Raw genomic sequence first — 14,870 nt, 5'->3', positions numbered from 1 at the left:
ACGGAATTTAGGAACGAGTTGATACAGCTAATACCAACTCAAACAACATAGCGCAACGCAGGAAAAAACATGGAATTTCTAAACAACCTCGGACCAGTGCTCACAATCGTGGGTATATCCATCGTCATTATTTTTGCCATTCTACTTCTGATTGGAAAGTTCTACCGCAAGGTTGAACAAGGTCAGGCACTGATCATCAACAAGATGAAAAACGAACCTGATGTTACGACAACGGGCGGCATCGTACTACCTGTGATCCATAAAATGGAAGTCATGGATATTTCAACTAATCGCATGGTATTAGAGCGTCGTGAAAACAGCGGCCTGATCTGTAAAGATAATATCCGTGCTGACATCGCCATTACTTTTTACATTCGCGTAAACGAAAACAAAGAAGATATCCTACGTGTTGCGAAACAAGTTGGCTGTGCCCGCGCATCTGCACCAGAAACCTTACAAGCATTATTTGAGGCAAAATTCTCCGAAGCCTTGAAAACCGTTGGTAAACGCATGAATTTTGAGGAGCTATTTACACATCGTAATGAGTTCCGAGATTCTATTAAAGAAGTGATTGGACAAGATTTATCTGGCTATACGTTAGAGGATGTGGCGATTGATTATCTTGAACAAACCTCTATCGAAAAGTTAGATCCAAATAACATTCTTGACGCTGAAGGTATTCGCCGTATTACCGAAAAAACCTCGCGCCAAAACGTGGAAACTAACCAACTTAAATGCGATGAAAAAGCGCAAATCGACAACCAAAACCAAGCAGCCTTTGAAAAAGCCGCAGAAGTCGAGCGTCAACGAGAAGATGCCAGCGCGAGACAGCGCCGTGAAATCGAATCAGTGCGCGCTCGTGAAGCCGCTGAAGCTGAACGTGTTAAGCATGAAGAGCGCTTAAAAGCCGAAGAAGCACGCCTCAAAGCAGACGAAGCAATTGCAATTGCAGAACACAACAAACAACGCGAAATCGATGTTGCAGAGCAAAATCGCCTTCGCTTACTCGGCATAGAAGAAGAAAAAGTCACGCGTTCTCGCCAAATTGAAATTATCGAACGCGAACGCGAAACCGAAATTTTACGTATCCAAAAAGCCAAAGCACTGGAAGTCGAGCAAAAAGAAATCGCCGATGTTCAGCGTGAACGGGTTGCCGTAGAGAAAACCGTTGCCGAGGAACAAGAGCGCATCAAAGACGTGCAATGTATTGCTGAAGCCGAGCGTGAGAAGCAAGCGAAAATTATTCTTGCTCAAGCTGAGGCCGAAGAAGCGCTGGTTAAAGATATTGAAGCGGCTAAAGCTAAAGAGCAAGCTGCCGAATTTAAAGCCCGTGAAATGGAAAAAATGGCCGCAGCAGAACTACGTATTGCGAACCAAACCGCAGAGTCGAAGAAGATTCTTGCCGAAGCTGCCCAAGTTGAAGCGGCTGCGCCTGGTCTTGCAGAAGCAGATATCATCAAGGCAAAAGCAACTGCTAGTGCGATACAAGGCGAAACAGACGCTAAAGTGCTACAGCAAAAACTAGAAGCCGAAGCACAAGGCAAACGTGATATTGGCCGCGCCGAAGCCGAAGTACAAGCTGCAATGGCAGAGGCAACCAAGAAACAAAGTGAAGCCGAGGCACAAGGCAAACGTGAAATTGGTTTAGCAGAAGCTGAGGTTCAATCAGCAATGGCTGAAGCAATTGAAAAACAAGGTGAAGCAGAAGCTATCAACCTTGAGCGTAAGATGTCAGCAGAAGCCAAAGGTCTTACAGAGAAGCTGGAAGCACTTAATAAGATGGATAAAGACGCCCGTGAATACGAAGGCTTTACACTACAGCTAAATCAACAGAAAGAGCTGACGCTTGCGAGTATCGAGGCAAACAAACAAGTTTCTGCAAGTCAGGCTGAAGTATTAGGTAAAGCACTAAGCGGTGCTGATATCAACTTTATGGGCGGCGACGGCCAGTTCTTTAACCAGTTTATGAATGCCATCACAGTGGGCAAGTCAATTGACGGCTTAGTCGGCGAAAGTAAGACGGTACAAACCGTATTTAAAGATCACCTAAACGGTGAGCGTAATTTGATGGACGACCTAAAAGGGGTGTTGGCTGGTGCAAATGCGTCGTCGGAAACGCTAAAAAACATCAACATGAGTAAGTTCTTCCAACAACTAAGCAATAGCTCAGATGCGGACAAACAGCAGCTACTCAAGTTACTTGGCGGCTCGTTAAATGGCAGTAAACAAAGCGAACCACTAGAGTAATTAACCCTGAGGAGTCAATCTGCTTGGCTCCTCTCCCCCATTTGCGACAGCGCACATAGGAAAGCAAAGAATGACGGAAGCAACGCAACAAGCGCCAGAGCGAACGCTCGAACAAGACTCTTATCAACTGATTAAACGCCGGCTTAGTAACTTTGGCAGCGAACTGAAAAGTCAAATAGATAAACTCAACCAACAGCGTGTTGATACTTTTGGCAGCACTGAGCTTAAAGTGAAAGGTCGAGCAAGAGTTCGTACTGAGCATAACTGCGTACCGCGCGACATCGTACTGATCGGCGACAAGCTTATCTTTGCTTATAATGTCTTTATGGGGCTTAAACAAAATACCCAAGTCAGCGATGTATTCACCGTACAAAAGCTACACTTGCAAGAAGATCATTACGAAATAGAACCTTACCCGCAAGAAACCAAATTCCTCACTGATCAACGTTTCTTACGGGACTTCGACGAACTATACACGTATTACAAAGACACCCGTCTACAACACCTATTTGTTAAATCAAACAAGCTTTTTGCACTATTTCAGATTGGCGAAAAGCTCTCTGATGTCCGCGTGTTTCGCTGGCAAATCGCCAAAGATGACACCTTAGATTATATTGATAATCGAGGAGAGCGTGACCTAGGCGAAGTGGAAAACTTTGACTTTGAATGGCAAAAAACCGATCGCGCCGATCACGTCGAAGGCCGTCACCCACATATTAATGTAAACGACAAAGTATTTATTGAAGTATCGAGTGGCAAACTCACCGTAAAAATAGAAAACAATACCCAAAGCGGTGAAGGTATTTATCAAGAAGTCGTTGATGACGCCAGTCAATCACTCGCAGATTGCGATTTACGTTTTGCCGAAGTTGGCGAAATGGTGTTGTTAAAGTTACTTCCCTACCGAGAAAAACAATGGCGTTATTTTATTTATAATTGCCGCACCCAACAGGTATTGCGCCAAGATGCGCTGGGTGGTGCCTGTGTTCAATTACCTGAGAACCAAGGAATTATTTTTCCTGGTGGCTATTATTTACAATCTGGGCAAACACGCTATTTTGACGACCAACTGGACGATTTAATTTTCCATCGCCAGATCAAATCACCCAATGGTGAAGATGTACTGTATATCTTCTACGAACCAAACGAGGGTCGCTACGCACTTTTCTCTTACAATATTATTGAGAAAAACCTGCAAAATCCTATTTATTGTCATGGCTATGGAATTTATGACGATGGCTTAGCGCTAACCTTTAAAGCAGAGCCTGAGCCTGAGCGCGTGCACCCTATTCAAATCTGGCAAAGCCCATTTTGTGGCAGCGAGTTTGCCGCACAAGCCCCTCGCGCAACAGGCATATTTGGCCGGATCGGCAACCCGGATTTAGTACGCGCAATCTCTGATTTATACAGTGTGTTCAAGGCCATTAATGAACAAAGCCCCACAGTCTTTCATTATGAAGATTTAATTGCTCTCACCCGCAGTATTTTAGACCGCTATCATTGGCTTGCTGAAGCGGACTTTGCAGATGTCACAGCAAAACTACATGAAATTTTTGAAACCTCGGAGCAGGTACTAGACGAATTTGAAAAGGTAAGCCAAATTGAGGCCGACGCTCGGCGCGCAGAAACCGAAATAGCGCAAGCCATGCAAGATGTACTTCGCGAGGTGAGACCAGATAGCTTTAAAACAGCAGAGCAATTCGTTCAGAGCTTAGAATCTCTCAAACGCTTAAAAGGCAAAGTGATAAGCCTTGAAGAAGTGAAGTATATCAATCTTGACGCGCTATCTGCCATGCAGCAGCAGGTTGATGAGCAAACCTTAAGCTTAAGCCATAAAACCGCGGAGTTTTTGCAGCAAGATAGTGCTTTGGCGCCCTACTACGAGCAGCTAGACTCCTTAGAGCAAGCCAGAGCGCAAACAGAGAGTGTCACCGAGCTTAACGGCTTTTTGGCGACCTTGGAAACCTTAAGCGCTGAACTTGATTTGCTCAACCATACCATGCTGGATCTCGACATTGACGATAGCCGCATTCGCACTAAAATTTTGGAAGATGTCAGCGCCATTTATGGTCAAGTAAACCGCGCCAAAGCAGCGTTAGAAATCCAGAAAAAGAGCGTGGGCAGTGTTGAAGCAAAAGCCGAATTTGCGGCTCGTTTTAAGCTTTTCAGCCAAAGTATTACCAGCGGTCTAAGCGCTGCCAAAACCCCAGAGCAATGTGACGACCAACTATCTCGCTTACTCATTCAATTAGAAGAGCTCGAGTCTCAATTTAGTCAGTATGATGAATTTTTAACAGAGATCTTGGCTAAACGTGATGACGTTTATGAAAGCTTTGAGGCGCACAAACAGCAGCTCATTGACGAAAGACAGCGCCGCGCGCTGAGCCTAGCAAACGCAGCAGAGCGGATTTTACAGGGGGTGACGCGACGCTCGCAAAGTTTTAAAACCTTAGATGACATCAATAGCTATTTTGCCTCCGATCCTATGATTGGCAAGCTTCGCGATTTAACGCAAGAGCTAAAAAGCCTAAGCGATGAAGTGAAGGCGGATGATATTCAAGCCAAACTCAAGGCCTGCAAAGATCAAGCGATCCGCGCTTTGCGAGACAAGCAAGATATTTATATTGATGGTGGCAATACCGTTAAAGTCGGCAAACATGCGTTTAGTTTCAATAAACAAATCCTTGATTTGACTTTGCTGCCTCGTGGTGAACAGCTGATGTTACACCTCACTGGCACTGAGTATTTTGATACCATTCCTGACGCCAAGGTCAATCAACAACTCAATGACGCAAGCACATACTGGCAGCAAAACCTGATCTCAGAAAATCGTCACTTATATCGAGGCGAGTACCTTGCAGCTCAAGTATTAGCGGCTGCAGAGCAAGATGGCAACGACTTTAGTCTAGCGGATTTAGAACTTGCCGTTGATGAGGGAAGTTTACTGTCTATCGTACAAAAATTTGCAGAACCTCGATATCAAGAAGGCTATGAAAAAGGCATTCATGATCAAGATGCCAGCCTGATCTTAGTTAATTTACTAAAACAAAAACGACAGCTTGAGTTACTCGTCTACCCTGCCAGCTGTCGAATTGCGGCACAGCTCTTTTATACTCAACAAAGCAAGGCTGAGCTAGCTGAATTGGCGTTTCAGGCCACACAAGCAGAGCTGATGGCAACGAAGTTAGATGACCATAGTTTTAGCCAACAGCTAAGCAAAGAATTGAGTGAAAAGATCACGGCATTTTGCCAACAAAATTTATCGAGCTATTTAACCGAGCTACAACGCTTTTCAGGCGAGTTAAGCGCAACTTACTTAATTAAAGCCCTTGCCAAGCAAGTCAAGTCGAGACAATTTGATTTGGCTTCACCTGCAAAACACACCAGCGAGCAGTTTATCTCGATGGCAAAGGCCAAAGGCGTTTGGCAACAGCTTGAAGACTCATTAACGCATTTGACTAAACTTGCGGACAAATGCCGCCTGTTAAGCAGCTGGCTGCGCGCCTATGGCAGTAAGCAAAATGAAAGTACTGAGACCTTGCTTGAGGCCGCTAACTGCATTTTGCTTTCCACCCAGTTAGATATCACATACCAAGTCAAAGAAGCCGAAATAAAAACCGAAATTTCAGGTTTGATGGGCCAACACCCACGTATCGAGAACCAAGTGCTACACCTAGATTATGCAGACTTTTTTGCCCGTAGTAACGAGTATCTCACGGTTCATGTTCCGGCCTACAAACAGTACCAACAGTTAAAAGCACAAGTGCTTGAGGCACAAAAGCAGCGCTTGCAATTGGATGAGTTTAAACCCAGACCACTAAGCTCATTTGTACGTAACCAGCTGATTGACAAAGTCTACTTCCCTATTATTGGCGATAACTTAGCAAAACAAATAGGGGCTGCAGGAAACAATAAACGCACCGACTTAATGGGCATGTTGCTGCTTATCTCCCCTCCGGGCTATGGTAAAACCACGCTAATAGAGTATGTGGCCAACCGCTTAGGACTCACCTTTGTTAAGGTCAACTGTCCATCCATTGGTCACGACCAAGTCTCTTTAGATCCAGCTCAAGCCATCAACGCGACCGCCGCAAAAGAAATTGAGAAGATCAACCAAAGCTTTGAGATGGGCAATAATGTGATGCTGTACCTTGACGATATTCAGCACACCAACCCCGAATTTTTACAAAAGTTCATCTCTTTATGTGACGGTTCAAGACGCATAGACGGGGTGTGGAATGGCCGCAGTAAAACCTATGATCTGAGAGGCAAAAAGTTTGCCGTTGTGATGGCAGGAAACCCCTACACCGAATCCGGTGAATCCTTTAAGATCCCAGATATGCTTGCCAACCGTGCGGATATTTACAACCTCGGTGACACTCTCAGTGGCTGCGAACAAGAATTTGCCATGAGCTTTATTGAAAATACGCTTACTTCCAATGCGGTGCTCGCACCACTTGCCAATCGTGGTATGGAAGACTTGTACAAGCTAGTACGCATTGCCGACGGAGAAGACATCTCCATCAATGAATTGGAATTTAATTACTCTCAAGCGCAAGTGAATGAAATTGTCAGCGTACTGAAAAAGCTGCTCACCATTCGCAACACCGTGCTCAAAGTAAATGCCCAATATATAGCCTCCGCAGCGCAAGATGATAACTATCGAACCGAGCCGCCGTTTAAGCTACAAGGCAGTTACCGTAACATGAATAAGATGGCTGAAAAGGTGGTTGCTGCCATGAATGACAGTGAACTTGAAAATCTAATTCAAGATCACTATCGCGGTGAAGCACAAACACTTAGCAAAGGCAGCGAAGAAAACTTACTGAAACTGGCTGAGTTACGCGGTACCTTAACGGCTGAAGAAGCAACGCGCTGGCATGACATCAAGGCCGAATATGCCCGCCTGCACCGCAATAGCGATGAGGGAAGCCCAGCGCAGCTGGCCGTTGAACAACTAAGCTTTGTCAATAAATCCCTTTCGCAAATCGCCGCTAAACTCGATAAAGAGCAGCTTAGCTTTGATTACAGTGCGCTGTTGCAACAATTGGCTCAAGTGCTTAACGAGCAAGAGTTTGCCACGCAGTTAACTGAGCTACGTGAGGCCTTAACGCAGCAACCTTACGCTACACCGCTAAAGCAATTGATAGCTTCACAGCAACAAGTCGCAGAAGAAATTGCGGGGCTGCAAAACGCTATCAAACGCACTGCGAACAACGAGCAGCTACTCGCTAACCTTGGCAAACTCAATGACTTGCTCAGCACCCAAGCGCAGATACAACAAGCGTTGGGTCAACAAGGTCAGCAGCAAAATACGCTATTTGAAAACCTGTCTGAGCGCTTAGAAGCGGTGGCACAACCGCATATTCAAGTCGACAATCACGTTGATGATAGCAGTGCAAAAGCGCTTGAAGCCGTCACCACTTTGCTGACAAATACCTTAGCAAACTCAAGCGCTGAACAAGTCCAGCAGCAACAGCTAAAAGACATTTTACAAAAGCTGGAGGATATTCAATCAAGACCTGTTGTTAGTAACGGATCACCTGCGAAAAACCCGTATATGTTGTAACGGCGGAAAAACGCTTGCGAAACAAGTCAAAGCCCATGGATGGGCTTTGGAGATGTAAAGCTAAAAAACCTGAACTCGGGTTAAAAAGTAACTTACTCCGGCATTTTTGCCATCACCGCCAAAAACTCTAGTGAGGGTGCAAAAAACGCAGAACCCATATCGGCACTGGAATAATCTAATATGGGGTCGTATTCATCCGCTTCCCCCAATCGGCTTCTTAACACCTGCTCAAAAGCATCACCCTTGGCGCTGCAACTTAGCGACAAGCTTCCTTGTTCAAATACATCACCAAATGGCATGCTTTGGTTAAGCAGTAGCGCATTACCATTTAGGTCTTTCAATTCGGTTAATGCCGCATGATTACAGGGTTCGCAATCTTCAATTAGGTCATTGTCTAGACGTGTACGCCCCATTAATTGCTCTTGCTCAGCGAGCGGCAACGCCTGCCAGCGCAGTAAATCAAACTTCACCCGCTGTACGTGAATATAACTACCAAGATGGTCGGCTGCATTCGGGTTGTGCACAAGTGCAACTTCCCGTTTATTGCGCCCTCTAGGTGTGTCTGCACCATAAATAAAGCCATTAAAATCACGACCGTCTAAGAAACGAAAGGCGCGCACATGTGCCACCATTTCAACTAGGCCGTTTAGCATATGCAGCACACTTTGAGCAAAGATATGATTAACATCTTCTCGATCGGAGCGGATCACATAAAGCAAGTCAAAAGGCTGAGTATGCACGGTGTGCTCAGCCTCAACAATATGTGGAAAGCTTTTCAGCTCTTTAGGAATAAACTCAGGATAAATGTGCGGCCAGTATTGCGCACCTACCGCGACAAAGCTCGACAGCATAGACTCAGAGAATCTATCTTCTAACTCCTCTTGCAAGCGTCCACAATTGGCGAGCGCCGCTCTTAGCGCCTCGTCTTGTCCTTCAAGCACATTGAAGAACAAGTGTAAGCCGTGCAAATTGGCTTCAGCACATACACCTGATTGGGCAAGCGCCATGCTCTACTCCCTGCGTTTATTCATTTGCTATTAAGAAAAGAAATTTACAGCATGTGCCTTAATTTTTAAAGAGATTGGTTGATTTAAGTCGAGCGGTTCATGCGCTGGATGCGGGACTTCGAGCTCTTGTCCCTCTAATGCAACACGGTAAATATACTCTGTTCCCATAAAGCGCTGATTGAGTATTTTAACGCTGCCAAGCTCGGCGTTTTCTAACGTAATGTGCTGTGGCCTCACATACATTTCGCCCTTCGCGTCGATATTACCGAGCTCAACGAGTGATTTTACGGCACCAAATTGGGTTTCTACCGAAGCGCCATTCACTCGCTGTGCAGGAATATAAATTCCCTGACCCAAAAACTCGGCAACCATTTTGCTCTTTGGTCGTTGGAATAACGTTCTCGGCTCGCCCACTTGTGCGATCTTCCCTTTATCCATAATTGCCAACCGATCGGCAAAAGCAAAAGCTTCTTCTTTCGAGTGACTAACAAAAATCGCGGAAACTTGCTGATCTTTGATTATACGGCGAATATCGTTAATTAACTGAAACCGCACTTGAGCATCTATATTTGAAAACGGCTCATCAAGCAGCAACAGATTTGGCTTGTATGCCAGTGCTCGCGCGATTGCGACACGTTGTTGTTGGCCACCTGAAAGCTCGTGTGGAAAGCGGTCGCTATAGTCTTGCAGCTGCACCAAATGGAGCATTTCAGCCACTCGGTCTTGACGTTCACGCTTGCTTTTTGAGGTTAAACCAAACGCCACATTTTGCGCCACAGTGAGGTGTGGGAATAGCGCATAGTCTTGAAACATCATGCCTATATTGCGTTTTTGTGGAGGTACAAAAGTGCCATGACCATTCATGGCTTTGCCTAAAATACTCACCGAGCCTTGAAATGGTTCAATCAAGCCCGCTATCGCCTTCAGCGTGGTCGTTTTACCGCAGCCACTGGCACCAAGCAAACAAACAATCTCGTTTTGTTCTACGGTCAGATTTAGGCTATCCACAACGGCTTCACCGTCATAGCGATAAGAGAGATTTTCAAGCACTAAACTATGCATTAACTTCGCTGCTCCATAGAACGGTTTACAACATAAAGCGGAATTAAACCAACCAACACAATAAATAACGCAGAGACAGAAGCCAACTCCAGCTGCTCATCACTCACATATTGGAAAACATGTGTTGCTAGTGTTTCATAATTAAAGGGTCGTAATAACAATGCCGCTGGAAGTTCTTTCATACACTCAATAAAAACCAGCAGTGCTGCGGTTAAAATACCGCGACGCAGCAATGGCAAATGTATTGATAACATGGTTTTGAAACGATTGCGACCCAACGAAAAACTTGCCATATCTAGACTTGGGCTGATCCGCTGATAACTCGATTCGACCGCGCCTTGCGCAATCGCATAAAATCGTACAACGTAAGCGAAAACCAGCGCAAAAATCGTCCCGCTGAACAGCAAGCCAGGCTCAAATGAAGTACCTTCAAGCCAAGCATTTAGCTTGTCGTCTAATAAAGTGAGTGGAATAAGTACCGCAATTGCCAGCACCGTGCCCGGTAGCGCATATCCGGTACTTGCAAGCTTGCCCGGTAGCGTGACCCGTTTACCACTGCTAACTCGCTGGTTAAACACCACCAGCATGCTCATGATAATTAATACCACGCTCACCCAAAACGCTATTTTTAAACTTTGCCACGCATACAAGAAAAAATCGTCATTCCAAGCTTGTTCAAAATAGTCGACGGCGTAATCTGCAAGCACCCATGTAGGCACGATAAAAGCCGCAATAAGAATAAGCCAACAAAAAGCGCTAGCGAGCCAAGCCTGCGCGCCTTTAAGATGATAAAGCGTGGTACTGTTAACACTCGACTGGCGCTCATGCACTACCTGAGTTGGGCGGCTCACTCGCTCCAGTGTTAGGGCTAAAAATAAAAACAGTAACATAATGCCTGAAATTTTAGCCGCTGCGGTAAGTGAATAATAGCCCAACCAAGTATCGTAAACGGCGGTGGTTAGTGTGCTCACAGCAAAGTAATGTACGGTTGCAAAATCTGCCATGCTTTCCATGGCGATCAGTGCCAGCCCCGCCACAATCGCCCCTCGCGACAAAGGTAAACTTACCTTAAAGAAGCTCTGTGAAGGCGACTTGCCCATCAATTGGCTGGCTTGCACCAGCTTAAACGACTGCTCTCTTAGCGCCGTTCTAAAAATCAAAAACAAATAAGGATAAAGCACCAGTGCAATCATCACGATAGCACCTGACAAAGTGCGAATATCAAAAAACCAATAATCGTCTGGAGATTGCCAACCAAACCACTCTCGCAGCGCGATTTGTACAGGCCCTGCATAATCTAGCAAATCGGTATACACGTAAGCAATCAAATAGGTTGGCATCGCTAGGGGTAGCATCAACGACCACTCGAAAAAGCGCCGTCCAGGAAACTCACAATATGCAGTTAGCCAGCCAAGTGGTAGCGCGATTAAAGCGCAAAGGATGCATACACCCACAATCAGCAAAATCGTATTGCGGACATAATCCCACAGAACGGTATCCCAAAGGTGAGCAAAGACTTCGGAGTCAGGTTGTAGCGACTCAAAGATTAAAAACATCAGCGGGACTGATAGGCTAAGCCCTATCAGCCACGCAAAACTCTGCCATTTAGACAGTGAAAATGATAATTGCATTAAAGGTCAAATTTTACCTCATCGATTAGCTTAAGCGCTAACGGACGGTATTTACTGATCTCTGACAATGGTAGGCTGTCTTCCTTAAACTCACCCCAAGATGCCACAAGTTTCGATAACTCGACGCCAGGTTTAACCGGGTATTCCATATTCATCGACGCATACATATTTTGCGCCTTATTGTCGGTCATAAACTCAATGAGTTTCAAGGCATTTTCTGTATTTTTAGCGTGCTTGGTCAAGACAACACCAGAAACGTTGATATGTGAACCACGATCTTGTTGATTTGGGAAGTTGATATATACCGCTTCGGCCCAGGCTTTTTGTTTCTCATCTTCCATCATCTTACCGAAGTAATAGCTGTTTCCGATGGCCAAATCACACAGTCCTTCTTTTACTGCTTTGACTTGTGCACGGTCGTTACCTTGAGGCTTACGAGCTAAATTTTTCTTCACGCCTTCAAGCCATTCTTTGGTTTTTGCTTCGCCATGATGGGCAATCATAGACGCCACTAAACCAAGGTTATAGGGGTGTTTACCTGAGCGCGTACATATTTTACCGCGGTATTGTTCATCCGCTAGCGCTTCATAAGTAAGCGCATCTAACTTGCCTACACGGTCTTTTGCAGAATATACATTGCGCACACGCTTAGTAAGCGCAACCCACTGACCTTCAGGATCTCTGAAGTTCGCTGGGATATTCTTAGTGACGGTTTCGCTGTTAATTGCTTGTGTTAGGTTTTCGTCTTCAAGTTGAATTAGCGCACTGAAGTTTGAAGTGAGTACAAGATCGGCACGGCTATGCTTGCCTTCACGCTTAACACGCTCGATTAAGCCTTTTTTTGCAAAAACCACATTGGTCTTGATACCGGTTTGCTTGGTGAAGTCATCCAAAATAGGTTGGATCAGAAAAGGTTGTCTAAACGAGTAGATATTAACTTCCTCTGCAGCCATTGCTGGTAGGCAAGTAAGCGTTGCCAGTATAGTAACAAGTGCTTTTTTCATAAAGACTCCATTAGGTAAACAATAATTATTATCAACTAATTCTACCTGTAATTGTGCCGTTTTACACCCTGAATATTTGAAACTACGCTCAAGATAAAATTAGCGTTGTAGAAAACGGGAGAATCACCTGTGAGATATATCTCACTTAGCTACCAGAAATTGAGTAAAGACGTGTTGAAATAACACTCAGAATCAAGGTAACTAATTAAAAAATAAAAAGTTATTTATTATTACCAGAAAAAGACGAAAAAAAGATTGAATTTCACTGCTCCCGATTTTTTTTAGTCTGCTTATACTTAAAAACATCTCAGGAAGAGAGATAAAGGATACACAGGATACGCTCAGGGCAGGATTTGCTAATGGATAAGCACCCACTTAAAGGAATATAGGGAAAAGCGAGCGAGATTGTATGTCACATGGTGTGATTACATTAAAGGGCAGGGGTTAAAGGTTCATGATGAACCTAAGGATTGCTTCAGGGGAGAGGCTAAACGTTGAGGGATAACGTTACTGCATTGGATATGCAGGTGGTTAAGGATGAGGAAGGAAGGTACATTGGATGTACTGGTAAAATGTGGCTTAGGAGATGCCAATTGTTGCAATTAACAGTGCAACACCTAGCTTGAAGCAACACGTTCAGGCTACCAAGTGCCAAGGTAAAACAAGGTGATGATTGGCACTGCTATTTTGGAAAGTAGCAAACAAGGACAATTAGAACAAGGGCTTGTTCTTAGCAAGTGGATGGCAATGGATAAGACAACGGACGTGTAAAAGGAAGATGGACACAGGGCAAGATGCCTTTATTCGCAAAACGAGAACACCAAGCGATGCCATGGAAGAGGAAAGATTCAGGACGTTGAACTACTCAACTTTGCAGGATGCATTTAGAAGATTCCGTAAGCGCGACTCAGCAATGAGTCGCGCGCTTCTTATTTTATTTTTATTCCTATCTGTCGCGTGATATTGCGCTTGTGTTGTCGAAATAAATTTCGACCTACAGTTTGCTGCGCTTACCTTTTAAGTAGGCATCTCTAAAATCGATAAAATGCGCGGTTAATTTATCTGCCGCATCCTGCTCGCCGCATTCGGCAAACAATACACACGCGACTTCTGCCGTACCAAGTTGATGTTCATGCGGCGCTACTCGAAGCTTGTAATCCGAGAGCTTTTCAGGGGCGATGGATAACACAGGTAAATTATCGAGGTAGGGGCTCTTTCTGAACATTTTCTTAGCTTCACGCCATGTGCCATCCAAAAAGATAAATAGTGGTGTTTTACTTTCAGTGCGAGTCACCTTAGTAATTACTCGTTCAGGCTCTACGCCCTGCTCTGGGAAAACGACTATTGGTGCATATTGCTCGTCCGAAAGAAGCGCTAATAACGCAGCGTCAGGCTCAGTTCTGTCCCAACGAAAGGCATAATTATTTGGGATCACATCGGCAATTAAGCGTCCAGTGTTAGAGGGCTTAAAGCTTTCATTATGATACATAAGCAAACACACTGCACAGTCCGCTTTGGCCATTTCGACTTTATCGCAAATACATAGAGTCGTGGCTAATAAGCAGCATTCACAACGCGCAAGCTTTGATCCCCTTGCCTTATATTCGCGTTGAGCCGCAGCGATTTGACGCTGTCTAAGCGCTAGTACTGAATTATTCACTCTGTTCCCCCTCTAAAAATGCCGGCGTATTTTAGTAGAGCGCTCGGCTGGCGTCTACGCAAACTTATGCAACATCTTTACTCATGACATAAGCTTTTGTACTCTAAAGTTTTATTGGGTTTCATTAGGAGTAAAAAATGCAAGTAAAGGACTCTGCAAGACTGAGTTATCGCCTACTCACCCCACAAGATGCACAGCTGCTCGCCGATCTTGATAGCGACCCTGAAGTAATGAAATACATCACAGGCGGTCAGACTAACTCACTTGAAGAAGTAAAAGCCGTATATATTCCACGTTTAACCGAGTATACGGACGAGATCAAAGGTTGGGGGCTTTGGGGCTGTTTCGAGCTGCCAAACAAGGCATTTATTGGTTGGATTTTGGTTCGCCCTGCTAACTTCTTTTCAGAACAAAGAAACGATCAGGATTTAGAGCTCGGTTGGCGTTTTAAACAAGCGTCTTGGGGCAAAGGGTTTGCAACAGAGGCCGCACAACATCTTATTCCAGACCTAATAGCAGCAAATCCTACCTTGACACACTTGAGCGCTATCGCTGAAGAAGAGAACCTTGGCTCCATCAATATTATGAAAAAACTTGGGATGAGTTATGTGAAAAAAGGGCTTCACAAAGATATTTTAGGAGATATGGAAGTCGTTTATTATCATAAAGCTATTAATTAACCGAACAAAA

The 14,870-nt window shown here is 44.8% G+C and carries 9 protein-coding genes; 4 read left to right on the top strand and 5 right to left on the bottom strand.

The annotated features are described in order from the left end of the window. Positions 1–69: 69 nt before the first annotated feature. Both MHN32_RS05955 and MHN32_RS05950 read left to right on the top strand, forming a co-directional pair. A complete protein-coding gene (locus MHN32_RS05955; protein ID WP_102057381.1) occupies positions 70–2,247 on the top strand; it encodes an SPFH domain-containing protein in 2,178 nt (725 codons plus the stop codon). Positions 2,248–2,317: 70 nt separating this feature from the next. Continuing rightward, the gene (locus MHN32_RS05950; protein WP_239421190.1) at positions 2,318–7,816 is read left to right on the top strand and encodes a DNA repair ATPase; all 5,499 of its coding nucleotides are present in this window, start codon (positions 2,318–2,320) and stop codon (positions 7,814–7,816) included. A gap of 92 nt (positions 7,817–7,908) precedes the next feature. On the opposite strand, the gene MHN32_RS05945 is transcribed toward MHN32_RS05950, so the two are convergent. Genes MHN32_RS05945 through MHN32_RS05930 form a run of 4 tightly spaced genes read right to left on the bottom strand, consistent with a single transcriptional unit; the run spans position 7,909 to position 12,469 of the window. Continuing rightward, positions 7,909–8,823 (bottom strand): Dyp-type peroxidase, encoded by a 915-nt coding sequence (locus tag MHN32_RS05945; protein ID WP_239421188.1) that lies wholly within the window; start codon positions 8,821–8,823, stop codon positions 7,909–7,911. Between the two features lie 30 nt (positions 8,824–8,853). Beyond that, complete coding sequence (locus tag MHN32_RS05940; protein ID WP_211858395.1) at positions 8,854–9,885, bottom strand: ABC transporter ATP-binding protein; 1,032 nt, start codon at positions 9,883–9,885, stop codon at positions 8,854–8,856. Continuing rightward, positions 9,885–11,516, bottom strand: a complete 1,632-nt coding sequence (locus MHN32_RS05935) for an iron ABC transporter permease (RefSeq protein ID WP_174169830.1) — start codon at positions 11,514–11,516, stop codon at positions 9,885–9,887. Before MHN32_RS05935 ends, MHN32_RS05940 begins: the two co-directional genes overlap by 1 nt. Beyond that, positions 11,516–12,469 (bottom strand): Fe(3+) ABC transporter substrate-binding protein, encoded by a 954-nt coding sequence (locus MHN32_RS05930; RefSeq protein WP_223193682.1) that lies wholly within the window; start codon positions 12,467–12,469, stop codon positions 11,516–11,518. Before MHN32_RS05930 ends, MHN32_RS05935 begins: the two co-directional genes overlap by 1 nt. Positions 12,470–13,298: 829 nt before the next feature. Between MHN32_RS05930 and MHN32_RS05925 the strand changes: the two genes are divergently transcribed. Beyond that, positions 13,299–13,481 (top strand): hypothetical protein, encoded by a 183-nt coding sequence (locus MHN32_RS05925; RefSeq protein WP_239421187.1) that lies wholly within the window; start codon positions 13,299–13,301, stop codon positions 13,479–13,481. Positions 13,482–13,514: 33 nt separating this feature from the next. Here the strand turns inward: MHN32_RS05925 and MHN32_RS05920 are convergent, their stop codons facing one another. Beyond that, a complete protein-coding gene (locus tag MHN32_RS05920; RefSeq protein ID WP_239421185.1) occupies positions 13,515–14,180 on the bottom strand; it encodes a DTW domain-containing protein in 666 nt (221 codons plus the stop codon). Positions 14,181–14,317: 137 nt separating this feature from the next. On the opposite strand from MHN32_RS05920, the gene MHN32_RS05915 reads away from it, so the two are divergent. Then, on the top strand, positions 14,318–14,860 hold the full coding sequence (locus MHN32_RS05915; protein ID WP_239421183.1) for a GNAT family N-acetyltransferase: 543 nt from the start codon (positions 14,318–14,320) through the stop codon (positions 14,858–14,860). Positions 14,861–14,870 lie beyond the last annotated feature (10 nt).

The organism is Pseudoalteromonas sp. Of11M-6 (assembly GCF_022347905.1).
Lineage (GTDB): Bacteria > Pseudomonadota > Gammaproteobacteria > Enterobacterales > Alteromonadaceae > Pseudoalteromonas.
Note: the sequence above shows the minus strand (reverse complement) of the source record. Positions and strands in the feature narration are given on the sequence as shown.